This window comes from Devosia epidermidihirudinis, assembly GCF_000971295.1.
GTDB lineage: Bacteria > Pseudomonadota > Alphaproteobacteria > Rhizobiales > Devosiaceae > Devosia > Devosia epidermidihirudinis.
This window is the reverse complement of record NZ_LANJ01000046.1, coordinates 184,649-210,354: the sequence shown is the minus strand read 5'-3', so window position 1 is coordinate 210,354 and position 25,706 is coordinate 184,649. Positions and strand designations below refer to the sequence as shown.

At 62.6% G+C, this 25,706-nt stretch carries 27 protein-coding genes and 1 riboswitch; of the genes, 9 read left to right on the top strand and 18 right to left on the bottom strand.

Annotated elements, in window-relative coordinates:
• Positions 1-4 precede the first annotated feature (4 nt).
• Entirely contained in the window at positions 5-946 is a 942-nt protein-coding gene (locus WH87_RS17670; RefSeq protein WP_197410848.1) for a BadF/BadG/BcrA/BcrD ATPase family protein, read from the bottom strand.
• A 209-nt stretch (positions 947-1,155) separates the two neighbouring features.
• Here WH87_RS17670 and cobU point away from each other — a divergent pair, with 209 nt between their 5' ends.
• Positions 1,156-1,683, top strand: a complete 528-nt coding sequence (gene cobU / locus WH87_RS17665) for a bifunctional adenosylcobinamide kinase/adenosylcobinamide-phosphate guanylyltransferase (RefSeq protein WP_046138853.1) — start codon at positions 1,156-1,158, stop codon at positions 1,681-1,683.
• A gap of 100 nt (positions 1,684-1,783) precedes the next feature.
• On the opposite strand, the gene cbiB is transcribed toward cobU, so the two are convergent.
• Genes cbiB through cobA form a run of 4 tightly spaced genes read right to left on the bottom strand, consistent with a single transcriptional unit; the run spans position 1,784 to position 6,362 of the window.
• Positions 1,784-2,746 carry an adenosylcobinamide-phosphate synthase CbiB gene (gene cbiB, locus WH87_RS17660; RefSeq protein ID WP_046138854.1) on the bottom strand — a complete coding sequence of 321 codons (963 nt, stop codon included), beginning with the start codon at positions 2,744-2,746 and terminating at the stop codon, positions 1,784-1,786.
• Between the two features lie 41 nt (positions 2,747-2,787).
• Positions 2,788-4,236, bottom strand: a complete 1,449-nt coding sequence (locus tag WH87_RS17655; protein WP_210165696.1) for a cobyric acid synthase — start codon at positions 4,234-4,236, stop codon at positions 2,788-2,790.
• A 7-nt stretch (positions 4,237-4,243) separates the two neighbouring features.
• Positions 4,244-5,533 (bottom strand): cobyrinate a,c-diamide synthase, encoded by a 1,290-nt coding sequence (locus WH87_RS17650; protein WP_245622479.1) that lies wholly within the window; start codon positions 5,531-5,533, stop codon positions 4,244-4,246.
• A complete protein-coding gene (gene cobA / locus WH87_RS17645) occupies positions 5,526-6,362 on the bottom strand; it encodes a uroporphyrinogen-III C-methyltransferase (protein WP_082092774.1) in 837 nt (278 codons plus the stop codon). Before cobA ends, WH87_RS17650 begins: the two co-directional genes overlap by 8 nt.
• A 68-nt stretch (positions 6,363-6,430) precedes the next feature.
• Here cobA and WH87_RS17640 point away from each other — a divergent pair, with 68 nt between their 5' ends.
• Positions 6,431-7,159 (top strand): cobalt-precorrin-6A reductase, encoded by a 729-nt coding sequence (locus tag WH87_RS17640; RefSeq protein WP_046138857.1) that lies wholly within the window; start codon positions 6,431-6,433, stop codon positions 7,157-7,159.
• Here the strand turns inward: WH87_RS17640 and WH87_RS17635 are convergent.
• Entirely contained in the window at positions 7,093-7,518 is a 426-nt protein-coding gene (locus WH87_RS17635; protein ID WP_046173286.1) for a cobalamin biosynthesis protein, read from the bottom strand. The genes WH87_RS17640 and WH87_RS17635 overlap by 67 nt on opposite strands.
• 334 nt (positions 7,519-7,852) lie before the next feature.
• On the opposite strand from WH87_RS17635, the gene WH87_RS17630 reads away from it, so the two are divergent.
• Positions 7,853-8,752: a cation diffusion facilitator family transporter gene (locus WH87_RS17630; RefSeq protein WP_046138858.1), complete on the top strand. Its 900-nt coding sequence runs from the start codon at positions 7,853-7,855 to the stop codon at positions 8,750-8,752.
• 50 nt (positions 8,753-8,802) lie between these two features.
• Positions 8,803-9,276: a hypothetical protein gene (locus WH87_RS17625; protein ID WP_052726372.1), complete on the top strand. Its 474-nt coding sequence runs from the start codon at positions 8,803-8,805 to the stop codon at positions 9,274-9,276.
• A 162-nt stretch (positions 9,277-9,438) separates the two neighbouring features.
• Here WH87_RS17625 and cobO read toward each other — a convergent pair whose 3' ends face one another.
• From cobO to WH87_RS17585, 8 genes are all read right to left on the bottom strand, one after another.
• Entirely contained in the window at positions 9,439-10,047 is a 609-nt protein-coding gene (gene cobO, locus WH87_RS17620) for a cob(I)yrinic acid a,c-diamide adenosyltransferase (RefSeq protein WP_156458286.1), read from the bottom strand.
• A 29-nt stretch (positions 10,048-10,076) separates the two neighbouring features.
• Entirely contained in the window at positions 10,077-14,042 is a 3,966-nt protein-coding gene (gene cobN / locus WH87_RS17615; protein WP_046138860.1) for a cobaltochelatase subunit CobN, read from the bottom strand.
• Positions 14,042-14,464 carry a hypothetical protein gene (locus tag WH87_RS17610; RefSeq protein ID WP_046138861.1) on the bottom strand — a complete coding sequence of 141 codons (423 nt, stop codon included), beginning with the start codon at positions 14,462-14,464 and terminating at the stop codon, positions 14,042-14,044. Before WH87_RS17610 ends, cobN begins: the two co-directional genes overlap by 1 nt.
• Positions 14,464-14,682 (bottom strand): alkylphosphonate utilization protein, encoded by a 219-nt coding sequence (locus WH87_RS17605; protein WP_046138862.1) that lies wholly within the window; start codon positions 14,680-14,682, stop codon positions 14,464-14,466. The genes WH87_RS17610 and WH87_RS17605 overlap by 1 nt, the downstream gene beginning before the upstream one ends.
• A 68-nt stretch (positions 14,683-14,750) precedes the next feature.
• Positions 14,751-15,809, bottom strand: coding sequence for a cobalamin biosynthesis protein CobW (gene cobW, locus WH87_RS17600; RefSeq protein ID WP_046138863.1), 1,059 nt, complete (start codon positions 15,807-15,809; stop codon positions 14,751-14,753).
• Positions 15,806-16,573, bottom strand: a complete 768-nt coding sequence (locus WH87_RS17595; RefSeq protein WP_052726373.1) for a CbtA family protein — start codon at positions 16,571-16,573, stop codon at positions 15,806-15,808. The genes cobW and WH87_RS17595 overlap by 4 nt, the downstream gene beginning before the upstream one ends.
• Before the next feature lie 29 nt (positions 16,574-16,602).
• Entirely contained in the window at positions 16,603-16,788 is a 186-nt protein-coding gene (locus WH87_RS17590) for a CbtB domain-containing protein (RefSeq protein WP_046138865.1), read from the bottom strand.
• A gap of 33 nt (positions 16,789-16,821) precedes the next feature.
• A riboswitch (cobalamin riboswitch) is annotated at positions 16,822-17,031 on the bottom strand.
• A gap of 28 nt (positions 17,032-17,059) precedes the next feature.
• A complete protein-coding gene (locus WH87_RS17585) occupies positions 17,060-17,671 on the bottom strand; it encodes a hypothetical protein (RefSeq protein WP_156458281.1) in 612 nt (203 codons plus the stop codon).
• Between the two features lie 93 nt (positions 17,672-17,764).
• On the opposite strand from WH87_RS17585, the gene WH87_RS17580 reads away from it, so the two are divergent.
• Together WH87_RS17580 and WH87_RS17575 are read left to right on the top strand one after the other, a co-directional pair.
• Positions 17,765-18,019 (top strand): DUF2164 domain-containing protein, encoded by a 255-nt coding sequence (locus WH87_RS17580; protein WP_046138867.1) that lies wholly within the window; start codon positions 17,765-17,767, stop codon positions 18,017-18,019.
• 91 nt (positions 18,020-18,110) lie between these two features.
• Positions 18,111-18,467 (top strand): DMT family protein, encoded by a 357-nt coding sequence (locus tag WH87_RS17575; RefSeq protein WP_156458280.1) that lies wholly within the window; start codon positions 18,111-18,113, stop codon positions 18,465-18,467.
• 49 nt (positions 18,468-18,516) lie between these two features.
• Here WH87_RS17575 and aztD read toward each other — a convergent pair whose 3' ends face one another.
• Complete coding sequence (aztD, locus tag WH87_RS17570; RefSeq protein WP_046138868.1) at positions 18,517-19,701, bottom strand: zinc metallochaperone AztD; 1,185 nt, start codon at positions 19,699-19,701, stop codon at positions 18,517-18,519.
• Positions 19,702-19,928: 227 nt separating this feature from the next.
• Positions 19,929-20,870, bottom strand: a complete 942-nt coding sequence (locus tag WH87_RS17560; RefSeq protein WP_046138870.1) for a zinc ABC transporter substrate-binding protein — start codon at positions 20,868-20,870, stop codon at positions 19,929-19,931.
• A 171-nt stretch (positions 20,871-21,041) separates the two neighbouring features.
• Here WH87_RS17560 and WH87_RS17555 point away from each other — a divergent pair, with 171 nt between their 5' ends.
• Genes WH87_RS17555 through WH87_RS17545 form a run of 3 tightly spaced genes read left to right on the top strand, consistent with a single transcriptional unit; the run spans position 21,042 to position 23,050 of the window.
• Positions 21,042-21,839 (top strand): ATP-binding cassette domain-containing protein, encoded by a 798-nt coding sequence (locus WH87_RS17555; protein WP_082092772.1) that lies wholly within the window; start codon positions 21,042-21,044, stop codon positions 21,837-21,839.
• On the top strand, positions 21,829-22,647 hold the full coding sequence (locus WH87_RS17550; RefSeq protein ID WP_046138871.1) for a metal ABC transporter permease: 819 nt from the start codon (positions 21,829-21,831) through the stop codon (positions 22,645-22,647). The genes WH87_RS17555 and WH87_RS17550 overlap by 11 nt, the downstream gene beginning before the upstream one ends.
• Entirely contained in the window at positions 22,637-23,050 is a 414-nt protein-coding gene (locus tag WH87_RS17545; protein ID WP_046138872.1) for a Fur family transcriptional regulator, read from the top strand. Before WH87_RS17550 ends, WH87_RS17545 begins: the two co-directional genes overlap by 11 nt.
• A 107-nt stretch (positions 23,051-23,157) precedes the next feature.
• Here WH87_RS17545 and rsmD read toward each other — a convergent pair whose 3' ends face one another.
• Positions 23,158-23,715, bottom strand: a complete 558-nt coding sequence (rsmD, locus tag WH87_RS17540) for a 16S rRNA (guanine(966)-N(2))-methyltransferase RsmD (protein ID WP_046138873.1) — start codon at positions 23,713-23,715, stop codon at positions 23,158-23,160.
• 56 nt (positions 23,716-23,771) lie between these two features.
• Positions 23,772-25,682 carry a pseudouridine synthase gene (locus WH87_RS17535; protein ID WP_046138874.1) on the bottom strand — a complete coding sequence of 637 codons (1,911 nt, stop codon included), beginning with the start codon at positions 25,680-25,682 and terminating at the stop codon, positions 23,772-23,774.
• Between the last annotated feature and the right edge of the window lie 24 nt (positions 25,683-25,706).

Here is a 25,706-nt window from a genome sequence, read left to right as displayed (position 1 = left end):
GTCCTCAGTTTGACGTAGAATTCTGCTTGGCGAGAATGATCGCACCATGCAGGGGTTCAAATTTCGGCAGGGCAACAAAGTCGCCGTACTGCTGCTGCAGGCGCGGGAACAGGCGTTCGCCGAAGCCGCCGACAATGGCCATGACCTTGGCATTGTGCGCCTTGAACCAGCGCACATAGGTCTCGATGTAGCCGAACTCGATGTCGATCATCTTCTGGGCAACAGGGTCGCCCTTTTCGAGGTATTCGAAGAACAGCGGCATCAGCTTGCCATATTCGCCCGGCGCGCGGCCGATCAGGGCGTCATCGCACCCTTCGGAGCCATCATTGCTGATGATCTTGACGTCGAGTTCGATGGCAAAGGCCCAGGTCATGATCGACTGATTGCTGCCGCCGAGCTGATCCCTGACGGCCTTGGTCAGAGGCGAGCCCTCGACCAGGCCATCTTCCGCCTCAACCGTATAGCGCACGAGTTCGCGCCCGAGAATCGCGCCCGACATCTGATCGCCAATGGGGAAGCCCCAGCCACCAGCCTGATGGCGCTTGCCATCGACGATGGACATGGCGGCCGAACCCGTGCCGACAATGATCACACCGCCCTCGTCGCCGCCAAGGGCACCGGCATGGGCAATGTCGATATCATCGTAAACCGTGACGCTGGCGAAGGGCCATTCGCGCGCTGTAAACTCTGCGCGGGCGCTGTCCATGCGACCACCGGCCATGCCGAAGCAGGCGTGCGTATTGGCGGTTTCGGCATAATCAATGCCCGCGGCCTTAAAGGCATCACGCGTGCCATCCAGAATTGCCTTGTACGCTGGGTCACCGCCATCAATCTGTAGATTGGAGCGGCCGTTCTTGACTTCGGCGAGCGTCACGAGATTTTCGTCGGTCAGGCGAACACGGCAGTTGGTGCCGCCACCATCAACACCAAGATAATACCTGGGCACGCGGGGAGTCTCCATAACTTGGAGGGATTCTAAAGGTCTGTTTCGGCGCGGACCATAGTGCGAAAGATGCTAAGACGAAAGTAGAATAGGCACAAAACCGTCCACTTTGGTGCAACTTGCGCAGGTCGAGCCCTGCCGCACCACAGCTATCGCTGCACGGCACTTTCTGCCACTGGGATGTGGCGAGCCAAACACGGGAAGGATCGAACATGACACGACATGTATTGGTGCTGGGCGGCGCGCGCTCGGGCAAGACGGCCTTTGCCGAGCGGCTGGCCATCCGGTCCGGCGTCAAACCAGCCTATCTGGCCACGGCGGAAGCCCTGGACGGCGAAATGCGCGAGCGCGTCGCCAGCCACAGGACCAGCCGCGCCGACCGCTTCGCCACCATCGAGGAGCCGGTCGCGCTTTCCCGAGCCATTCGCGCCGCAGCGCGGGATCATGACGTGATCCTCGTCGATTGCCTCACGCTCTGGATCACGAATTTGCTGATGGCCAATCTCGACGTTGCCGAAGCCGTCACCGAGTTGGGCGCGACATTGGCGCAGATCGAAGACACGCAGGTGATTCTGGTGAGCAACGAGGTTGGACTGGGCATCGTGCCCGACAACGCCATGGCCCGCACCTTCCGCGATCTCGCCGGTTCGGCCCATCAGCAACTGGCCGAGATTTGCGACGAGGCCTATTTCATCGTCGCCGGCCTACCGATCACCCTCAAAGGCGAAAGCGCAAACTAGCGCTGCTCCCCTCTTCACCTCTCCCTTTGGGGGAGAGGTCGACCCTCTTGGGTCGGGTGAGGGGGCCTTCCCCACTCGCAGCTGAAAACCACCGCCGTTTTCAGCTGATTGCGACGAGTAATGCTAACAGTGTGCTGGCAATCAGCAGCACAGTGAGAGTGGCGCGATACAACAGTATTGCGCTGGCGATATCGGCTGGGCCGAGCGCCTTCTTCCCGTTGCCCATGGTGGCCAGGTCAATCACCTCGCCATCATAAGCCCTTGGTCCACCAAGCGAAAATCCGAGCGCTCCGGCAAAGGCCGCCTCCGGCCAGCCCGAATTGGGCGACTTATGCCCCTTGGCATCGCGCAAAGCAGCCTGCCAGGCCTTGCTGGGGCTCGCGCCGGGAGTAAAGAAGCACCCGACCACGATCAGCACGGCCGACAAACGCGCGGGGATAAGATTGACGAAATCGTCCAGCCGCGCCGCCGACCAGCCATAATAGCGGTAGCGATCGTTGAGGTGCCCGATCATGGAATCCGCTGTATTTACAGCCTTGTAGAGCGCAATGCCGGGCAGCCCGAACAGCACCAGCCAGAACCACGGCGCCACCACGCCGTCTGACGTGCTCTCCGCCAGTGTCTCAATCGCCGCCCGCGCCACCCCGGCCTCATCGAGCGCCTGCGGATCACGCCCCACAATATGGCTCACCGCCTCACGCCCCGCCGTCAGCGAGGACCGCAGCGCATCGCCCACCGCCGCCACCGCGCGACCGAGTTCCTTTTGCGCCAGGAAGGGCGTTGCCAGCAGCATTTCGATGATCCAGCCACCCGGCACCAGCCGCAAAACCTGCTGAATTGCCAAGGTGATAACCAGCACCAGCGCCAGCAATGCCACCAACGCCACCACGCCCGCCAGCTTTTGCTGCTCGGGCGTCCGCCGCGCCGTGTTCAGGCGCTTTTCAAAGAAGCTGATGACCCGACCGAACCACATCACCGGATGCCCGATGGTCTCGACCAATCTTTGCGAATAGCCAAAACGGCGTTCAACGATCAGGGCAAGCGGGGCGATAAAGCTGTGCATGGCGAGGTCCAGATTGGCCAGCCCTTCTACTCAGCGCCGGTTTACTCCGCCAGCGCCAACAGCGCATCAATATCAAGATGCGCCTCAAGGTGGGCCGCCAACGCGTCCAGCGTTGCCTCAATTCCGGCCTCATAGGCCAGGTCGGGGCCCGCCGCGTCGCCCAGCATGAAGCCGCGGAAATCATCAGCTGTAAACAGCCCGTGCAGATACGTCCCCGCGACCCGCCCATTAGCGCTGACAGCCCCTTCGGCCTTGTCGCCAACCTGCGCAAACGCCCGCGCCGTATCGGGCCCAGACGTCACGCCCATATGCATGTGATAGCCAGCAATCGGCAGTCCGCTCTGGCGATGGATCGCGTTTTCGACCCGCAATTGTTTGGCCGGGCTCAGCACCGTCTCGACATCGAGCAGCCCCAGCCCCTCGCTCGTCCCCGGCGCGCCCTCAATGCCATCAGGATCGGCAATCGTTCGCCCTAACATCTGGTAGCCACCGCAGATTCCGAGAACTTGTCCCCCTGCCCTGTGATGGGCCTTAATATCGGTGTCCCAGCCGTTGGCCCGCAAAGCATCGAGATCGCTGCGTGTCGCCTTCGAGCCGGGGAGGATCACCAGGTCCGCATCCCGCGGAATTGGGGTGCCGGGAGTAACGAGGATAAGTCGAACACCGGGCTCGGCCCGCAGCGGGTCTAGATCATCAAAATTGGCAATCCTCGGCAGGCGCGGAACGCCAATGGTGTAACTGCCTTTCCCGTTTGCCGTGTAATCCTCCAGCGCCAACACGTCCTCGGCGGGCAGTCGCCCGGCATCAGCAAACCACGGTACCGGGCCGAAACACGGCACGTCCGTCCGCTCGCGGATGAACGCCACACCCGAGGCAAACAGGCTCGGATCGCCTTGAAATTTGTTGATCATCGTCGCCTTGATGCGGGCAGCATCCTCGGGCGCGATCACCGCAAACGTGCCAACAACCGAGGCAATCACCCCACCGCGATGAATATCGCCAACCAGCACTACCGGCACCTTGGCCGCCTCGGCAAAGCCGAAATTGGCGAGGTCATTGCCCCGCAGATTGACCTCCGAAGCGCTCCCCGCGCCTTCGACAAGCACTATGTCGACATCAGCCGCCAGCTCATGAAACGCTGCGACCACCTCAGGCATCAGCTTGCCGCGCTCGGCCCAATAGCTGCGCGCCGACATGCTGGCCCGCCGCTGTCCGCGCACCACCACCTGCGCCCCGGTCTCCTGCTCAGGCTTGAGCAAAACCGGGTTCATCGCCGTAACCGGCTCGCGCCGCGATGCCCGCGCCTGCAGCGCCTGCGCCCGCCCGATCTCGCCGCCATCAGCGGTGACCGCAGCGTTATTGCTCATGTTCTGCGGCTTGAACGGCGCCACCCGCAGCCCGCGATTAGCCAGCGCCCGGCACAGCCCTGCCACAATCAGCGACTTGCCCACATCGGACCCAGTGCCCATGAACATCAAGGATTTAGCCATGGCAGTCTTATGCCGCATCGATGACGTGGGCGTAAGACCCCATCACCTTGCCAATCACCGCGCCCATGGGCGGCATGGCCTGCCCCACGGCATCGGTCGCCGCAAACAGGGGCGTCAGGCGTGATTGCTTGGCCGACGAATAATGAAACTCATGCCCATTCAAATGCCCCGGCCAGGGCAGCGCTCCCCCATGCACCAGACGGCGATAGCCGAGAATGCGCTTGGGCCGGTCAATCCGCGTAACCACCGGTAACAGTCCCGCCATGGCGTGAGACACCCCAGCCTTGTCGACCAGCGCCTCGCCCAGCACCATGAAGCCCCCGCACTCGCCGTAGATCAGCGCATCGCGATCCCGCGCCCCCGCCAACCCCGCCTTGAACCCGTCCGCTGCCGCCAGCGTCGCGCCGTGCAATTCCGGATACCCACCCGGCAGGTAAATCGCATCGGCATCTTCCCACGGCGCCTCATTGGCCAGCGGCGAGAAAAAGCTCAGCTCCGCCCCCATTGACCGCCACCCATCCAGCAGATGCGGATAAAGAAACACAAAGGCATCGTCGCGAGCGATGGCCATGCGCTGTCCCAGCGGCGCCAGCGGCGCAACGACCTGCTCGGCAGCGGCTAAAGGCGCTGCCAGCGCCTGCAATTGCTCGAGATCGACATAGTCGCCAATGGCCTCGGCGGCCACATCGAGGAAGTTTTCAAAGCTAGCCATCTCGCCCGGCAGCACCAGCCCCAGATGGCGCTCGGGAATGACCAAAGCGGGATTGCGCGGGATCGCCCCAAGGCATGGAATGCCCGTCGCCAATAGGGCATCGGTCAACATCCGCTCGTGCTTGGCCGACGCCACACGGTTGAGGATCACCCCCGCCACCCGCACGCCCGGTCGCCAATTGGCAAAGCCCGCCACCAGTGGCGCGACCGACTGGCTCTGCCGATCCGCATCGACGACCAGCACCACGGGCAGGTCCAGCAATTCGGCCAAGTCGCCGGTCGAGCCGAAGCCATCCGCCGCGCCGTCAAACATCCCCATCACGCCTTCAACCACCAGCAGATCGGCTCCAGTCGACTGCATATCGGCCAAGGCCTTCAGCCGCGCCGGGCTCATCGACCATGGATCAAGGTTGACCGCATCGCGCATCGCCGCACGACCCAGAAACGCTGGATCGATATAGTCCGGCCCGGCCTTGGCCGGGGCCACGATCACACCGCGTCGCCGCAATGCCGCAAGAATGCCCAACGTGATGACGGTTTTACCCGAACCCGAGCGCGGTGCGGCTATCACAAATCCCTTAGCCAAAGACATGGCTCCGCACGGTGCCAACATACCAGTCAAGCGTTTCGCGATAGGCGCTCACCGGGCCAAGCACCACAATAGCGGGCGTCGGCACATCGGTCAGGCTCCCCGCCTCGGCCAGCGTGGTTTCAATCATGGACTGCTCGGGCGTCGCGGCATGGGAGACGATCGCCACGCGATCGGCACCATCCCGCCCCGCCGCCAGCAGCCGCTCACAGATAGAGCCAAGATGCTTGACCGCCATGAACATGACGATCACCGGCGCGGCATGGGCCACGGCGGGCCAGTCAACGCCATGCGGCACTGCGCCCGACTCGTCGTGCCCCGTGAGGAACAGCACGGACTGGTTGGTGTCGCGATGGGTAATGGGAATGCCAGCATAGGCCAGTCCACCCAGCCCAGAGGAAATCCCCGGCACGATGCGGAACGGCACGCCGGCTCGCGCCAATGCCCCCGCCTCTTCGCCGCCCCGTCCAAACATGAACGGGTCGCCACCCTTGAGCCGCAGCACGCGCTTGCCTACCTGCGCCAGTTCGATCAGCTGCAATGAAATATCGGCCTGCTTGGGCGATGGCTTGCCGCCACGCTTGCCCGCATAAAGACGTTTGACCCCGCGCGGCGCCAGATCCAGCAAATCCTGCGAAACCAGCGCGTCATGCACGATCACATCGGCCTGCCCCAGTGCGTGATAGGCCAAAAGCGACACCAGCCCCGGCCCGCCGGGCCCAGCACCAACCAGCCAGACGCTGCCCGGCTCCATGGCGGGAAAGTCGGCGCCGTCCAGTGCTGCAAAGTGGCCGCGCGGGCGGGGTTTTCTGATCCAGCCGAACATCAGTATGCGTGCCCTTGAGCCTTGGCGCCCGAATGGGCAAAGTGAATTTGAGGAGTGTATAGCACGCGATGAAGATTCTGATCCTTGGCGGCACGGGCGAAGCGCGCGAACTGGCCAATCGGCTCGTGGCGCTGGGCCATGACGTCACCTCCTCGCTGGCTGGACGCACCCAGACCCCCAAGCTCCCCGAAGGCGGCCTGCGCATGGGCAAGTTTGGCGGTATTCCGGGCCTGTCGGCCTATCTGCGCGCTGCCCATATCGACCGGTTGGTCGATGCCACCCATCCCTATGCTGGCCAGATTTCGATCAATGCGAGCGCTGCTGCGCAAGCCGCCGGTGTGCCACTGGTGCGCTACATGCGTCCGCAATGGACCCAGCAGGTTGGCGATGATTGGATCACGGTTGAGACGACAGCCGAGGCCGCCGCGGCGCTGCCGCCCAGTGCCGATGTGTTGCTGACCACAGGCCATGCTTGGATTGAGCAGTTCCTTGAACGGGACGACTGCCACTTTGTGGTGCGGTTGATCGAAACGCCGACCATGCCCATGCCGCGTTATGCGACGCTGCTGCAGACGCGACCGCCCTACAGTCTCAGCGACGAAATCGCCCTGATGGAGCGCGAGGAGATCACTCATCTCGTCACCAAGAATTCAGGCGGCGCGCAAACCTCGGCAAAGCTCGAAGCAGCACGGCGACTGGGCGTAAAAGTCATCATGATCGCGCGGCCTGCCTATGGACCAGCGCTGGAAGTGGCAAGCCTCGACGAAGCTATCGCCGCATTGAAGCTCGACGCCTGAGCCGAGCCAAGCAAAACGCCCGCGCCGAGGGCACAGGTGACGTTTGTCGACTTGTGTTTACCCGCCAGCAGGGGCCCCGCAGCCAATGCAACCGCCTCGGCAATACCGGGCAGGCCTACAGTCCGCGCAACGAACGCCGATGGATTGGGCAAATCTCCTGCCAACTCATCCAGAAAATGCAACGGCACATCGAAATGCTGCGCTGCCTGATGCAGTGGGACAAAGCCTTGCTTGCGGCTGTGCGAGCCCAGCGCTGCGAGTTGGGAAACGTTGAGGCCAGACGCGGCCAACGTGGATAGAACCAGAGCGATGATATCGTCGGCAGTGGCACCGGACGTGCAACCGATGCCGGCGGTCACGGGACCTCTATAGACCGCAAGTCTGGGGGCGGACCGCCCTGCCGTCATCGTCATGTATCGCCTCTCAAAAACAAGAGGCAGGTTCGCAAAAGACCGGAGCAGCTTCGGACTTGGTCCCCGATTTGGGTCGACCGCACCGAACTCTGTTTCAGTTCCTTGGTGGGAACGCTGCGCTATACCCGGTTCTAGGGCGGCAGAAGCGCGTGGTCAATCAATGGCTTGGCGGGGATCGCGCCACATCAGAATGCTTCTGAAAATGATTTGCAAAAACAATGACTTGCGAGGATCAACCAAGAGAGCTATGGCCGTTTGACATCAGGCATGCGGGGCGGAAATGGCAATCACGGCAAATCGGACGATGGCCATTGCAGGGGCCAGCCTATTGGTGGGCCTGCTGGTGCTCGGCCTCAAACTGCTCGCCTGGTACCTTACCGGCTCGATCGCGCTGTACTCGGATGCGCTGGAATCCATCGTCAACGTGGTCACGGCCATTGTCGCACTGATCGCCGTGCGGCTGGCACAGAAGCCGGCCGATGCGACCCTGCCCTATGGCTATCACAAGGCCGAATACTTCTCGGCCGTTATCGTCGGCGTGATGATTATCGTCGCTGCGATCCTCATCATGCGCGAGGCTGTGCTCGGTTTTCTCTCGCCATCGCTGCCCGAAGCACCGATGCAGGGCCTGCTCATCAGTGCCGGCGCAACGATCATCAATGTGATCTGGGCGCAGGTTCTGATCCGCCATGGCCGCGCCGTGCGCTCTCCAGCGCTCGAGGCCGACGGCAAGCATTTGATGACCGACGTCATGTCCACCATTGGCGTTCTGGTGGGCCTTGGCCTCGTGTTCCTCACCGGCTGGGCACAGCTCGATTCGGTGCTGGCAGGCCTTGTTGCGCTCAACATCCTGTGGTCGGGCTGGGGCGTCATTCGCGACAGCGTGGGCGGGTTGATGGACGTGGCTGTCGCGCCTGAAACCGGCAAGCTGATCCGCGAGGTCATCGCCAGCAATGCCGATGGCGCCATCGAAGCCCATGATATCCGCACCCGGCAGGCCGGCAAGATGACCTTCATCGACTTCCATCTCGTGGTCCCTGGCCTCATGAGTGTCGAGCTGGCACACAACATTTGCGACAAAATCGAAGCCAAGCTGCGCGAGGCGGTCAAAGACGCGCAGATCACCATCCATGTCGAGCCCGAAGAAAAGGCCAAGCACTCCGGTATTGTCGTCGTTTGACAGGCGAATGTGACTTGCCGGGGCAATGCGACGCGGGCAGATTTGCGCCCATGCGTATTGTTCTGGCCCTCGTCCTCGCCCTTTTTGCCACCCCCGGTTTCGCCCAAGGCTGGGAGCCCTATGGCAATGCCCGCTTCGGCTACATCATTGATGTGCCGCCCGGCTTTGTCGGCAGTGGCGAGAGCGACAATGGCGACGGGCAAAGCTTTTACAATGCCAAGGGCGCGCAGGGCCTGCTGGTCTGGGGCGGCAATCTGCTTGAGGATTTCGACACCGCGGTCACCTCAGCCATGGACTACGCTGTCGCCGAAAACGGCTACAACGTCACCTATCAGGCCACCACGCCCCGCTGGGCCAGCTTCTCAGGCCTCAACGGCTCGCGCATCCTCTATCAGCGCATGATCCTGCTCTGCGACGGCACGAGCTACGCGGCGTTTCGAGTGGAGTATTCCACCATCAACGCCGCGGACATGAAGCCGGTCGTGGAGCAACTGGTGACGTCGCTGAGGGATGCTGGGTGCTGAGGGGATAGGTCGGACCGCGAGTGCTCACACCCAAACCGCCTCGCGTTTCCCACAATCATCCTCCCCACAGCGTCATTCCCGCGAAAGCGGGAATCTCCCTCTAAGGGGAGCGCAACACTAAGGGGGATTCCCGCTTTCGCGGGAATGACGTCGGTGCTTCCCCTAGAACTCGATCCCGGCCTGAGCCTTCACGCCTGAGCGGAAGTGGTGCTTGATCTCAGTCATTTCGGTGACGAGGTCGGCGATCTCAATCAGTTCGTCCTTGGCATTGCGGCCGGTGACGATGACGTGCTTGTCCGCGGGCTTGTTCTTGAGCACCTCGACCACTTCATCGATCGGCAGATAGTCGTAGCGCAGGCAGATGTTCAGCTCATCGAGCAGGACGAGTTTGTAGCTCGGGTCCGCGATCAAGACCTTCGCCTGTTCCCAGGCCGCGCGGGCCGCGGCAAGGTCGCGCTGACGATCGGCGACGTCCCAGGTGAAACCTTCGCCCATGGCGTTGATGGTCACCAACTCCGGGAATTTCAGCAACACGTCGCGCTCCCCGGTGTCCCACACGCCCTTGACGAACTGGACCACACCGACCTTGAAGCCGTGGCCCAGCGCACGAAACACCATGCCGAAGGCCGCCGTGGACTTGCCCTTGCCCTTGCCGGTATGAACAATCAGCAGGCCCTTTTCCTGGGTCTTGGTGGCGAGGATCTTGTTCCGCGCCTCCTTCTTCTTCTTCATCTTTTCGGCGTGATAGGCGTCGCGCTCGGCCTCGCTCATCAGGTCAGTCTTTTTGACGGGCTTGTCGGTCATGATGTTTCCTCGAGCAAAGCATAAGCAGAATTGGAGCGCGGAACCCAGAGGCCGCGCTGGCGGGCGTCGTTGAACTTGGCGATCAACTCGTCATAGCCATGGCGATTGTTGTCGCGAATGAAGTCGCGCGTTGCGTCGTCCTCGACAAAAGCCTCGAAGGCCAGATCGAAATGATGCGTTTTGACCGCGCCGGTGGTGGCGGCAAAGGCGAACATGAAATCGACCGTGGCGATGATCTCAAACGCCCCGCGATACCCATGCCGTTTGACGCCATTGAGCCATTTCGGATTGACCACGCGCGAGCGCATGACGTGGCTGATTTCTTCTTCCAGCGTCTTGATCACAGGCCGTTCGGGCCGAGAATGGTCATTGTGATAGAGGGTCGGCTGTGCGCCGCTCAGGCTTTCGGCTGCAGCTGAAAGACCACCCTCGAACTGGTAGTAATTGTCGCTGTCGAGCAGGTCGTGTTCGCGATTGTCCTGGTTGTGGATCACCGCATCGATGGATGACAGGCGTGCTGCAAAGCGGGCGCGCTCGGGCGTGCCGCTGGCCTGTGCGCCATAGGCATATTGGCCCCAGTCGAGCACGCGTTTGCCGAGGTCCGCCTTGTTCTTCCATGTGCCGGAATCGATCATGGCGTTGAGGCCCACACCGTAAGTGCCGGGCTTGGAGCCAAAAATGCGATGCCCCGCCGAAAGCGCCGCCTCACGCTCGGAGGCACCTTCGGCCATCATGCCCAGCGCGTCGGTCCGCATGCGGGCGGCGATGGGGTTTTCTTCGGTTGGCTCGTCCAATGCCCCGATTGCGCGGATGGCGCGGTCGAACAGGGCGATTTGGGCGGGGAAGGCGTCGCGGAAAAAGCCCGAGACTCGCAGCGTCACGTCGACGCGCGGGCGGCCGAGCTTGGCCAGCGGGATGATCTCGTAACCCGAGACGCGGAGCGAACCGGGATCCCAGACGGGCTTGGCGCCGATCAGCGCCATTGCCTGCGCAATGTCGTCCCCGCCGGTGCGCATATTGGCGGTGCCCCAGACTGACAAGGCGGCAGACTGCAGGTAGACGCCGTGATCCTGAAAGTGCCGCAGAACAAGGCTTTCGGCCGATTTCTTGCCGAGTTCCCAAGCGGTTGGCGTGGGCACAGCGCGGCTATCGACCGAGTAAAAATTGCGTCCGGTCGGCAGCACGTCGAGCCGACCGCGCGAGGGGGCGCCGGAGGGGCCGGGGCGGATGAATTTGCCGTCAAGGCCATCCAGCAACGCCGCCATTTCAGCCGGGCCGGAAGCGGCGAGACGGGGGCGGATGATGTTTTCGACGGTGGTGAGAACGGCCTTGGTTGCCGCCCACTCAGGCGCAGGAGCAGATTCTCCAGACACCAGCGTTGCGGCCAGGTTCTCCAAATACTCGACCACATCGCCCAGAGTCCGTGGCCCCACCCCACCCTTGATCCCTCCCCATCCAGGGGAGGGAGTCGACTGATAGTTCAGCGAAGCCGGATCTGCCTTCCCTCCCCCCTGTGGGGAGGGATCGAGGGTGGGGGTGGGCCCCGTCCACGGTATTCCCAATTTGGCCGTCAACGGGTCAAAGCCGAGTTTGAGGTCGTCCGCCAAAGCGCGGATCAGCGAGTTATCGCCGGGCGCATCGCCGCGTGGGACTCTGGCCAGTGCAACGATCAGATCGCGTTGCAGATTGCTTTCGGGCGAGCGTCCGAAAATATGCAGTCCGTCGCGGATCTGGGCTTCCTTGAGATCGCAGAGGAAGTTGTCGATCTTGATCAGCGCTTCGGTTTCATCGCTGGGCAGGCCGATATCGCGATCGAGGCGGCTGTCACGCGTAAAATCGAGAATGCGGCGTTTGAGGTCGGCGAGGCGGCGGCGGTCCATGCCGGACGCGGCGTAATACTCGTCGAGCAACGACTCGAGGTCCTTGAGCGGGCCATAGGTCTCGGCGCGGGTCAGCGGCGGCACCAGATGATCGATGATGACAGCGCCGGTGCGGCGCTTGGCCTGTGTACCCTCGCCGGGGTCGTTGACGATGAACGGGTAGAGATGCGGCAATTGCCCCCAGAGCGCATCAGGGTAGCAATCGGCATCCAGCGCCGTCGCCTTGCCCGGCAGCCATTCCAGCGTGCCATGCTTGCCATTGTGGATCAGCGCATGGGCGCCAAAGTCTTGCTTCAGCCAGAGATAGGCCGCGATATAGGCATGGGGCGGCGGCAGCGCGGGATCGTGATAGCTGGCCGTGTCATCGAGATGATAGCCACGCGCCGGTTGCAGCAGGATGGCGACATTGCCCAACATGAGGCCGGGCAGATGGAACACGCCGTCGCGCACAAAAGGGTCGCTCGCAGGCGCGCCCCAACGCTCGGTAACAGCCTCGCGCGTTTCGGCGGGAAGCGCGGCAAAGAGGGCCTCGTAGTCGGCCAGCGCCAGCTTCACTGCCGATGTCCCGCGCAACGGATCTGCGTTCGTCGGACCAGACTGCAAAGCGGCGATGAGATCGGCGCTGCTGGAAGGCAGGGCCCCCTCACCCGGCGGCTGTGCCGCCGACCTCTCCCCCGAAGGGAGAGATGACAGAGTGTATCCGGCACCCTCGAGCGTTTTCAGTATCTCGATCGTCGACTCGGGAGCGTCGTAGCCGACGCCGTTGGCGATGCGGCCATCGCGGATGGGGTAGTTGGCGAGCACTAAAGCGATTTTGCGCTCGGCGCGTGGCGTTGCGCGCAGGCGGGCCCATTTGGCGGCCAGTGTCACGGCGCGCGAAATACCCGAGGCATCCGGGGTGTAGGCGGTGAGCGGCACCTGGCAGCGCTCGTGCCACACGGCGTCGGCCTTGTGGCCAACGATGAGGCCGCCAAGGCGTCCGTCAACTTCGGGCATGACGAGAAACATCGCCATATCCCTGGAACTCAGACCCTGATTGTCGGCCTGCCATTGCGCTTCCGAGCGGCCTGACTGGATCAGCTGGATCACCGGCGCGTCGCAACCAGAGAAGGGATTGGCCTTATCGTCCAGCCCATCAATGCCGAGCGAAAAGCCGGTGAGATTGAAGATCGCCGCGGGTGGGAATGCCGCTAGGGCATTTTGCACGAAGCGGACACAGGGGCCCTCTTTGAGGGAGGACACCAGCAGCGGCACGGGCGACAGACCCTGCGCTTGCAGTTCTGCGATGAGGGCCTCGATCGTCGCTGTGCCCGCACCTTCCAGCGCTGCGCGATAGAACAGGATGGGCACGAATGCGCCTGCAGACCTCATCCTGAGCGTGTCGAAGGTCGAGGTCGTGTCGCTAAGCTCTCCACTCGCGCGGCCTCGTGGTTCGACGGGCTCACCATCAGGTCTTTGGTGGAGCTGTGACAGACCCTCAACATCTGACATCCCGGTTTGCGGGTGCCAGAGGCCGAAGCGGGCGAAGGGGGATGGGGCTAGGTCTGATAAGGCCCCCTCACCCGCCCGCGATGCGGCCGGCCTCTCTCCCAAAGGGAGAGGTGAAGCGAGCAGATTGAAGGCGCGCAGGATGGTGTCGGCATTGTCCGGGCCGCCGGCGATGAACAGGCTGTGCAGGCGCGTCCAATCGTCAGGATGGATCGTCGAGCGCGACTGCAGGATGGGATCGGGATTGGCATCGCCGGGCAGCAGCACCAGCGGGATCTTGCGGTTGGCGCACATGGCGGTCAGCTCATCGACGCCATATTGGAAATAGGCAGCGCCGCCGATCAGGCGCAACACCACAAGTTTGGCATGGGCGATGGTCTGCTCCACCCACATATCAACCGAGAGGTTGTTGGACAGGCGCAGCGTATTGGCGAGCCGAAGTTGGTCCTCTCCTGCCCGGTCGGCCGCGCCAGCCAGCATGGCCAGTTCGCTATCGGCGGAGGAGGCAAACACCAGCGCACCGGGGCGCTGATTGAGGTCTATGGCCTCGCCTTCCTGCTGGATGGCACCGGCCTGAGCGGACAACAGATGCATCAGGCTCTCCCGCTAAAAGGCAGGGCAATAACGGCAAGCGCTACGGCACCGCAGAGGCCGGCCTGAACGGCGAATACAAGATCGCCGCTGATGCGGCCTGAGAAGATCCAGACAGCCGGCCAGATGGCCAAGGCGCCGCAGACAAATCCGATCAACACGCAGGCCAGCACGCGCTGCCAGAGACCATCGATCCGGGGCGCGGTCCTGCGATACAGAAAGGCGCTCAAGCTGGATGGCACCAGCCCAAACAGCCAGCCGAACACCACAAATATCGGCAGGTAATGCAGCAGATCGGGCAGTGCTGGCGGCGATGCATCCAATGTCATCATCATCGCCAGGAGAACGAGCGTACCGACGAGGGGGCCAAGGATGGCAATGGCCAGCACGCGCGCCAGAGAAACCGGCTTGGGAGCGTCCGCCATCAGGCCTTCTTGAGGAACTCGGTGCGCAGAACGAGTCCCTTCACCTTTTCGGCGTTGCATTCAATCTCAGCGGGATCATCGGTCAGTCGGATATTCTTGACCAGCGTACCACGCTTGAGCGTCACCGAGGTGCCTTTGACCTTGAGATCCTTGATCAAGGTCACGGCGTCGCCATCGTTGAGCTGGGTGCCGTTGGAATCCTTGGTGATCACAGTCATGGGGCAGGCCTTCAAGTTGGGGTTCCTCTCCCTAACGGGGAGAGGAACAGATCGAGGGTTGGGAGGGCTTAGGCGGCGACGGGCGCGGCCTGGTTGAGGCTCGCCGTGATCGCCGCGTGGTCGAGCGGGCTTTCACCGATGACGACCAGTGCAGTCTCGCGGACTTCGCCGTCCTTCCATGGGCGGTCGAAATAGGCGGTGACGCGAGGGCCCACGGCCTGAATGGCCAGACGTGCATTGGCACCCGGCACGGCAGCAAAGCCCTTGAGGCGCAGCACGTCGTGGTCACGGATGGTCGCTTCGATCACCGAAAGGAGTTCGTCCTTGCCGGCAATGGCTGGCAGGCGGACCGAGAAGCTGTCGAAATCATCGTGCTCGTGCGTTTCGCCACCATGCTCCAGCTCGTGATGGCTGGGGCGGTTGGCAATGTCATCTTCCGAAGACATGCCCATGCCGAGGAGTGCCGCGATATCAACATGGCCGTTGCGGGCATGGATGATGCCGACGCCCGGCCGCAGCTCGGCGCGGACATTGGCTTCAACCTTGGCGAGCATGTCTGCATCCACCAGATCAGCCTTGTTGATGATGACCAGATCGGCCACCGAGAGCTGGTCTTCGAACAGTTCGCCCAATGGGGTTTCGTGATCGAGCATTTCGTCCTGACGGCGCTGCGCATCCACGGCAGCTTCGTCCGAGGCGAAACGGCCTTCGGCAAGGGCAGCGGCGTCGGCCACCGTGACGATGCCGTCGATGGTGACCTGCGCCTTGATCTCGGGCCAGTTGAAGGCGCGGATCAGCGGCTGGGGCAGCGCCAGACCCGAAGTTTCGATGACGATGTGATCGAACTTGTCGGGACGGGCGAGCAGCGCCTGCATGGTGGGGATGAATTCATCGGCCACGGTGCAGCAAATGCAGCCATTGGAGAGCTCGACCATGTCCTCTTCGCGGCAGGTCTCGTCGCCGCAACCGGCGAGGATGTCCTTGTCGACGCCGAGATCACCGAACTCGTTGATGATCAGCGCGATGCGTTTGCCCTTGGGGGCGTGTGCCAGAAGGTGGCGCACAAGGGTCGTCTTGCCGGCACCAAGAAAGCCGGTGATGACGGTGGTCGGAATCTTTTGGGTCATGCTGTAGCTCCAGCCGGGACGGCGACGCGATTGCGCGCGAAGACGTCATTGAGTTTTCCGAACAGGGTGCCGAGCACCAGCCAGAACACCAGGGACGTGCCCAGGGTGATCGCGGCAAATTCGGTTGCGAGATGGGCGGGGACGGCGCTTGGCTCGTCGGGCGCCCCGGGCGCGCCAATGATGTGCGGAATCACCACCAGCGCGGCGGCGACGGCGAAGGCCCAGCCAGCGCGCGTCTTGGCCAGCAGGAGCCATGCAGCGCCGGTAGCGAGGGCCGTACCAACCCACCAGATCTGGCGCGGTAAGACATCTGCCGCTGGCATGCCGGGCAACTCTGGCGCAAGGCCATAGGCGGGCGCCAGCGAGAAGGCCACAAAGCCGGCAATGCCCCAGAGAAAGCCATTGGCGAAGGTGATCGGAATGCCCGAGAACATAGAGACGGCGCCGATGACGAGAGCAAAGCCCGCAGCAGCAAGGACCGTGGCGAGCGTCGTGTAAGCGGTGCGTTCGAAGCCATCAGCCGGGGCCCATTCTTCGGCCTCGTCTTCGGCGGTCAGGGCGACAGCGTCGTGGCTGTGATCAGCCGTGCCAGCGGCATCGACGTGGTCGGCGGCTGCTTCGCCGTGGCTATGGCCGCCGCCTTCACCCTCAAAGGTCTCGGCGTGCAGAATGAGCGGGGTGACGCGGAAGTGCTGGATGGCGGCGGTCAATAGGCCAGCCGCAAGCGCTGCGAAAATCGCAGCGGCAAACAAATTACGGATCATGATGATGTCTCTCGGTTTGATCCGCTGCCTTAGTGGCAGGGAAAGCCCATGGCGTGGCGGGTGTCGTGCGCGCCGTTATGCAGGCGGAAATCGCCAGCAAAACCGGTCCCGACCAAAAGGGTCAGACCGAGCAGCAGCGCCAGCGAACCGGCGATCATGCGTTGGGAAATCGAGAGCGACTGCGTGGCAGTCGAGACATTGGTCGTTGCATTCATGGCAGCACCCTCCGTGCGGAATCCTTGGGCCTGAGCCCGGCAAGTGTATCGGCAGGTCTCCTGGCTCACGGTGAGTACAGCGCCCTCGCCTTCCCGGCCTTGGCCAGTGGCATGAGAGGGCGCGCACCGCTTACAGTTGCGGGGGCAGCCACGGATTTGCGCCCTGATGGGTACGTCGCACCGTGTTCCCTTTTGATCCCGCCGGCACAACGGCCTTTGGGAACCAATACAGCCCCAGACCTACGCCGTGAAAGGGGGTGTGGTCAATCGGTCAGTCGTCGCCCTCCGGCCCGGGGTAACTGATCGAAAGCACCTGCAGGCGGGTATCGATCTTGGCCAGGAGCGGCGTGTCAGAGGGAATGCTGACCTCGCCGGTGACAGGCCCGGTGTCGAGATCACCGAAGTCTTCGTCAGCGGGCGCAAAGCGCAGCGAAAGGTAGCAACCGTCATCGCCATTGGCGAGGGTGCCCTTTTCGATGTTGGCGTAGCCGCCATAGTCCCACCAGAAGCCGCCAATGGTGAAGGGCGCGCCGTTGATCGCCTGGACCTCCGCAACGGTCATGCCCACCCGCACGCCATGCGGGCCCGCCATGGTGGGTGGCAGGTCGACATAGTTGGGGCCGGTGTGTTCGTCCTCATCCCACCAGGTGAAGGCGATGGTTCTGTCGGGATCGTTGGGAAAGACGCGCGTGGTCAGAATGGTCATGCCATCCGTGCCGTCTTCTTCCTGGGTGACGACATTGTCCTTGCCGAAGGTCTTTATCACCAGCGCTTCGGAACTATCAGCGCCAAACACGCCCGAGCACGACGCCTCCTCGGCGGCAACCACAGGACCAGTTGCAAGCACAACAATCATCGCAAGCGCAGATCGAAGTTTGAGCATTTTGGCAATCTCCCCTGATGCCATTTTGTCGAAGCCAACATCGAAGCGCAATGGGCGACTCGGGGTATGAACGGCGCCTGAAGGAGACATTGCATGAAGCCCATCAAGTTCAGCCGCGAGGAAACCAAGGCCATCGTCGGCGAAATCCAGGATTACTTCCGCGAGGAGCTCGATCAGCAGATCGGCGCGATTCCCGCCGAAATGCTGATGATGTTCTTCGTCGATAAGATGGGTGCCTATTTCTACAATCGCGGCATCTATGATGCGCAGGCCCTGATCCGCGAGCGGATGGATAGTTTGACCGACGACATCTTTGGCCTGGAACAGCCAACCAAGCATCTGCGCTAGGCTGACCGCAGCGTCGTTCCCACTTCCAAGGAATTGACGCTGCTTGTATCTGTCATGCGCCGGGCATCCTCCGGTCTTTCAGGAGGAAGCCTTGGGCTTCAACGTTCCCACCCTTGCCCCTATCGGGCTGCTGCTCGCGTCCAACATTTTCATGACCTTTGCCTGGTACGGCCATCTCAAATGGCCCACCTCGGCGCTCTGGATAGCGGTGCTGATCAGCTGGGGTATCGCGTTCTTTGAATACTGGCTCGCCGTGCCGGCCAATCGCATCGGCGAGGCGGTCTATTCGCCGTCCGAGCTCAAGACCATTCAGGAGGTCATCTCCCTCTCGGTCTTTGCGGTTTTCACCGTGTTCTATTTCGGCGAAAAACTGACGCTCAACCACGGCGTCGGCTTCGCCCTGATCGGGCTGGGCGCATTCTTCATCTTCAAAGGGCCGCTGAAGTAGGCCCCTTGAACCTCCCCCTTTTGCAGGGGGAGGCCAGAGCTGGGCGCGTCTAGTGCTTGGTGCCCGAGCCACCGACAGCGACGATCGTATAGGGTGCGCCTTCAACGGGCAGCGACTTCACCTGCGTAAAGCTGGCGATGTCGATCAGATGCACCTCACCGGCATTTGGGTCGGTGACCGCCACCACATCACCCGCCACCGCGATGCGCGGACGCGGCAGGTTCCATTCGCCATCCATGGAATAAGGCTCGGTCACGGCCAGAGATTGGGCAATCTTGCCCGAAACAATGTCGAGCTGATTGAGCTTGCCATCTTCCGTGAAGATATAGGCGAACTTTGGCCGGATCGGATCGGTGGCGAAATGCACGCGGCGGGTCGACAAGTCGACCAGGCGATAGGGTGAAGCGTCAATCGGGTCGATAATCACGACCTTGTCGGGTCCATAATTGCCGAGAAAATACTGAAAGCCGATTCCGCCCACCAGAGTGGTCGATTTGCCCGTGGGCAGGTCGCCATAGGGCAGAAGGGTAATGTCGGGCGCCCCGGAACCGGTGACAATCAGCAGCCCCTGCGCGCAGGCAATCGCCAGCATATTACCCGATGATGCCTCGCCATGCAGGTCAGCACAGGCGTGAATATCGCCGACAACGGCGCCGGAAGCGTCGAGCACGTTGACGCCGATGGGTAGCTTGGTCGGGTCTTCCGGATTGGGCACCGAGACAATGGTGTACTCACCCCATGGCACTGCCACGCCATGGTGCGGTGCGCCGCTGTCAAACTCGGCGGCAGAGGGAGCACCGTCATCGACCCAACTATTTTCGCTGACCACGCTGGTCTTGCCCGAGCCGTCAAAAAACAGAGCGATCTTGCCGCCATGTTCGACGAAATGAACCGGCTTTTCGCCCGGGACAACGGCATCGATCAAGGCAGGATCGGAGACAGCGATATCGCCGTGATCACCATGATCCTCCACAGCAATGCCACTGGAGATGGCCGAAACCTGATCGCCCGCGCCTTGCACCGCATAGACGGCGTGGCCGGAGCGCGTGGTGTAAAGAGTTGCCGGGCTGGACAGCGAGAAGGTGCCCAGCGTGTCACCGGAGAGCGCGTCCAACGCAGTCACTTTGGGCGCGGCGTGGTCGCCCACGAACAGCCGCCAGGCGGAAACATGATCATCGGCAAGGGCTGGAGCAACGAGAGAGCTTGTGAGGGCGAGAGACATAAGAAAACGCATTGACTATCCGATATGTTAGCACGTTACATTTCGATGTGGATTGGGGACTTGATTTCGTCGGTTTCCCTTGGGGGGATGCGCCCGCAGGGTCACCCCGGCCTTGAGCCGGGGTCCATCTCGAGATGGTGTCACGACCGCAAGGTGGCTCAACCGATCATCTCAGGATGGATCCCGCTCAAGGCCGGGATGACACCGAGATTGGGAAGTGGGCTGTGCCTCGTAACCTTCTAGCGCAGACAGTCCACTAGCCCGTTTGCCAGGCCACGCAGCAGCTCGGGGTAGAGATCGACGCCTTCTGGCAATGCGCCGCCTTCGGGGTCAAGCACGCCGGCCTTGGCCTCCGTGCCTTCGGTGATGGCGCTGATAATCGTTGGCTGGAAATTGGGTTCGGCAAACACGCAGGTTGCGCCGAGTTCGGCCACTTTGGCCTTGAGTTCATCGATACGCGCTGCGCCGGGCATCACGTCGGGCGTGACGGTCACCGAACCGGCCACATCGAGGCCAAAGCGTTTCTCGAAGTACTGATAGGCGTCGTGGAAGACGATAAACGGCTTGGATTTGATCGGGGCGAGCGTCGCGTTGAGCTCGGTTTCCAGCGCGTCGAGCGCGATGATTTCCTTGGCGGCATTGGCCTCATAGGCTGGAGCGTTTTCCGGATCAGCCTCAGACAGGGTCGTGGCGATCTGGGTGACCATCAGCTTGGCGTTTTCCGGATCGAGCCAGAAATGCATGTCGCCGCCCTCTTCCTCATGGGCGTGTTCGTCGTGGTCATGGTCGTGCTCTTCGCCTTCACCTTCATGGGAGTGGTGCTCGAACGCGCCGCCTTCGCGGACAGGCAGCAGGGTGATGCCGGGCGACTCGGCTAGCTCCACGACTTGTGCCTTCGACGCCAGAGTGCCCAGCGCATCAGCGAGGAACATCTCCATGCCATGGCCGGTCCAGAACACGACATCAGCGGATTCCAGCGCGCCGGCATCGGATGGGCGCAGCGAATAGGTGTGCGGGGAAGCGGAGCCTTTGACGATCAGAGTGGGTTCGCCAACGCCAGCCATGACGGCAGAGACCAGCGAATGCACGGGCTTGATCGACGCCACGACATTTGGCGCGGCCATGGCCGTGGTGGTCAACAGGGCCGTGGCCAGCAAGGCGAGGGACGTAAGAATCTTCATGGGGCAGCCTCTTGATGAGCAGGAAACGTAATGTGATATGTTATGTTATTACGCTTGCGGCGATGTTATGCTATAACGTATTGAGAGACGTCAAGGGGTGGTCGCAGATGTTTTGTTTGGTGAAAGCCGACGCACGACGTCCCTGCCCCAGCGAGTTATGCGGATAACAAGATGAACGCGCAAATTCCAAGAGAGACGCTGATCACGCTCAGCAATGCCGGCGTCAGCCGGGGCGGACGCACGCTAGTCAGCGGGGTGGATCTGTCCATCGCACGCGGCGAGATCGTGACGCTGATCGGCCCAAACGGCTCGGGCAAATCCACCACCGCCAAGATGGCGACGGGCGTGCTCAAGCCATCGACCGGCACTGTCGTGCGCAAGCCGGGGCTCAAGATCGGCTATGTGCCGCAAAAGCTGACCATCGACTGGACACTGCCGCTGACCGTCGAGCGCTTGATGACGCTGACCGGACGTTTCAGCCCCAGCGAGATCAATGCGGCGCTTGCAGCGGTGGGCGCCGAGCGCTTGCTCAAGGCCGCCGTGCAGGAACTCTCGGGCGGGGAATTCCAGCGCGTGCTGTTTGCCCGCGCCATGATCCGCAAGCCGGACCTGCTGGTGCTCGATGAGCCCGTACAGGGCGTCGATTTCTCGGGCGAGGTCGCGCTCTACGAGCTGGTGCGCAATATCCGCGACACCACCCAGAGCGGCATTCTGATGATCAGCCATGACCTGCATGTGGTGATGGCCGAGACCGACACCGTGATCTGCCTCAATGGCCATGTCTGCTGCCGGGGCACGCCCGCTGCGGTCAAACGCAGCCCGGAATATCTCAAGCTGTTCGGGGAGCGCGCCGCCGGGTCGCTCGCCATCTATCAGCACCACCACGATCATGAGCATGGCGAGGATGGGCACATCCATCACGACCATGACCATGCACACGACCACGCGGAGCACGACCATGTTCGGTGATTATTTTACCCGGGCGCTGATCGCCGGCGCCGGTCTTGCTCTGGTCGCGGGGCCGCTCGGCTGTTTCGTCGTCTGGCGCCGCATGGCCTATTTCGGCGACACCATGGCTCACTCCGCTTTGCTCGGCGTGGCGCTGTCGATCATCCTGTCAATGAACATGACCTTGGGCGTGTTCGCGGTCGCCGCTTTGGTCGCCGGGGCGCTGCTGATCCTGCAAAGACAGGCCACGCTGTCGACAGACGCATTATTGGGGATATTGAGTCACTCGACACTCGCAGTTGGGTTAGTCCTTGTGGGCTTCCTGACAACGGTTCGGATAGACCTGATGGGCTTCCTGTTCGGTGACATCCTCGCCGTTTCCGTTGATGATATCGCCATCATTTACGGCGGCGGCATCGCCATTCTGGCCATTCTGATCTTCGCCTGGCGGCCCCTTCTGGCCTCCACCGTCAGCCCGGAACTGGCCGAAGCCGAGGGCCTGCGCCCCGAAGTCAGCCGTTTGATTCTAATGATCCTGATGGCAAGCGTGATCGCTATCGCTATGAAACTAGTGGGTGTTTTGCTCATCACCTCGCTGCTGATCATCCCCGCCGCCACCGCGCGCCGCCTCAGCTCGACCCCTGAAATGATGGCCGTCGTTGCCGCCGTGCTCGGCGCCATCGCTGTCGTGGGCGGGCTGTTCGGATCAAGAACGTGGGATACCGCGTCCGGCCCTTCGATTGTGGTGATGGCTTTGATAGTGTTCCTAGTGTCGCTGGCGGTCCCCGTCACCCGACTGTTTGGCAGGAGACCCGTCCATGGCGCATAGTCACGAAGTTCCCAGCGATCTGACGCGCAATCAGGGACTGGTTCTGGGCGCCCTCAACCACTCAGAAGGCCCGCTCAGCGCCTATGATATTCTCGACAAACTGCGCGGCGACGGCCTGCGCGCGCCGCTGCAGGTCTATCGGGCGCTGGACAAGCTGGTGGAGCGCGGACTGGCGCATCGCCTGGAATCGCTCAACGCATTCGTCGCCTGCGCAGACGAGCACTGTCACCGTAAGGGTCTGATCGCTTTCGCGATTTGCGAGGGATGCGGCAAGGTGGATGAGTTCGCCGATGCGGTGATCGAAGAGCGCCTGGGCGACTGGGCCAAGGCTAAGGGCTTCAAGGTCGAGCGCACGACGATGGAAATTCGCGGGAAATGCGAGACCTGCGCGCTGGCGGCTTAGGGGACGCCTTCGTCCTTCGACAGGCTCAGGATGAGGGCTACTGCTGTTTGGTGCTATTGAAGTAGACCTCATGGTGAGCTTGTCGAACCACGAGGTCTTGGCACGCGTTACCCGGCAAAACTCAGGAAATGCACCGCTGCCGAACCATATTCGCGGCGATCCTCCAGCATGAACGCGGACGGGAGATCTACCGCCGCATCAACGCTTTCTTCGAACACGATTGTTGCCTCGGGGGCCAGCCAGCCATTGGCGGCGATATGGGCTAGCGCAAGTTCGCCCAGACCCTTGCCATAGGGCGGGTCAAGGAACACCAGATTGAACTGGCCGAAGGTGCCGGGCGTGCCGAGGTCGGTTGCGTCGCGGCGCAGCAGCTTGGTGATGCCACCGGCCCCGAATTCCTCGATGTGATCGCGGATAATGCCGCGCGCTTCGGCGCCCGTATCAACAAACGTCACATGCGCAGCCCCACGCGATAGGGCCTCAAAACCGAGCGCGCCGGTACCAGCGAAGAGATCGAGCACGCGGACACCGTCAAAGACCGGACCAAGGCGCGAGGCGAGAATGTTGAACATGCTCTCGCGGACGCGGTCGGCAGTGGGGCGGATGGAATCGTCGGAAGGCGACTGCAACTGCTTGCCACGGAATTTGCCGGCGACGATACGCATGGTTCAGCTCACTTCAGTCTGAGAAAAAGTGCCCGGGGGTGTGTTTGTCAAAGGGATCAGGCCTTTGGGCGACGTGGGCCACTTGGACGGCCTGCGCCACCGCTTGGGCGACCACCGCCCGAAGGACGGCCTGCGCCGCCTGACGGACGACCGGCGCCACCAGCTGGGCGACCGCCGGGCTTGCCACCAAAACCACCGGGCTTTCCGAAGCCGCCGGGACGTGGGCCACGGGCGGGCGCAGCACCATCACGTTTGGGCATTGGCTTGCCATCGGCACGCATGCGCGGCTTGCCATAGGTCTTGGCCTCGGAGCCGAACTCATCGCGGCCCGGACGGGTCGGACGATCGGCGCGTGGTGGACGCGCGCCACCTTCAGGGCGCGGCGAGCGGCCGCTGTCAGGACGGAAGCTCTTTGGCTTGTCGCTGAAGTTACGGCCGGGACGCTTGGCTTCGCCCTTGAAGGCTGCGCCTTCGCCGCGCTCGCTATCTGGACGCAGGCGCGGCGCGAACACGCGTGGCGCCTCCGCTGCCGCATCGCCACGACGGGGACCGCGCGGCGTGCCGGTGAATTCGCGATCGCGTGGTGGACGGCTGCCGCCTTCTGGACGAGCCGGACGGCTGCGATCGCCGAAGGGCTTGCCAGCGCCAGCATTGCGGTCGGCAAACGGACGCTTGCCGGCGTCGGCAGGACGATCACCGTAGGGGCGCTTTGGACGATCACCGTCTTCGCGACGCGGGCCGCCTGGCTTGTCAAAGGCTGGCTTGTCGCCAAAGGCCTTCTTTTCGAAAGGCTTCTTGTCGCCGAACTTCTTGCCGCCAGCAGGACGCGGAGCGCCCTTGCCGTAGGAGAGAGCGGACTGGTCATCGCGGTCAGGGCGCTTAACGATACGGGTATTGCGCTTAGCCACGAATTCCTCCGGTGCGCGGCCGTCTTCATCATCAAAATGGATGTGACGGGGTGGCGCCATTTCTTCTTCAGTCGGCTCAAAGCGCTGCGGCGCGGGGCGGCGGCTGTCATTGCGGCCGGGGCGATCCTGGCGCGGACGCTCTTCGCGGATCTGCGCTTCGGTCTTTTCAGCACCATCGGTGAAGCGGAAGCGCTGACGCGCGATCTCGACCGTGTTGGTGCCACGACCGGTCAGACGGTCGCGCGTGGGCTTGCCTTCAAGCGCATTGGCTTCGGGCATCTCGCTGTCGAAATCGACGTCGGCGGCATCGGCCAGCTTCTTGCCGAGCTGATCGCGCAGCATCTTCGCCTTGATGGTTTCGACGGCGCCGACGGGCAGTTCGCCGAGCTGGAACGGGCCATAGCTGACGCGGATCAGGCGGTTCACTTCGAGGCCGAGCGCGCCGAGGACGTTCTTGACCTCGCGGTTTTTGCCTTCGCGCAGGGCCAGGACCAGCCAGACATTGGCGCCCTGCTCGCGCTCAAGCGTGGCTTCGATGGAGCCGTACTTGATGCCATCAATCTCGATGCCGTCCTTGAGACGGTCGAGCGCGGCCTGGGTCACGGTGCCATGGGCGCGCACGCGGTAGCGCCGCAGCCAGCCAGTGGCAGGCAGCTCGAGCACACGCTTGAGGCCGCCATCATTGGTCAGCAGCAGCAGACCTTCGGTGTTGATGTCGAGACGACCAACGGTGACGACGCGCGGCAGGCCGTGGGTTTCGAGGTGTTCGAAAATGGTCTCGCGGCCTTCGGGGTCCTTCTCGGTGACAACCAGGCCAGCGGGCTTGTGGTAGAGCCAGACCCGGGTGCCCTGACGGGCAGCAAGCGGGGCGCCATCAACGATGATCTTGTCACGCGAGGTGACGTTGAAGGCGGGCGTGAGCACCTTCTTGCCGTTGACCACAACGCGGCCCTCGGTGATCCAAACTTCGGCGTCGCGACGCGAGCACAGGCCCGAGCGGGCGATGACTTTGGCGAGGCGATCGCCGGTGTCGGGCGTGTTTGGGGGAGTGTCGCTCATAGGCGGTATCTTTCATGTCATGCG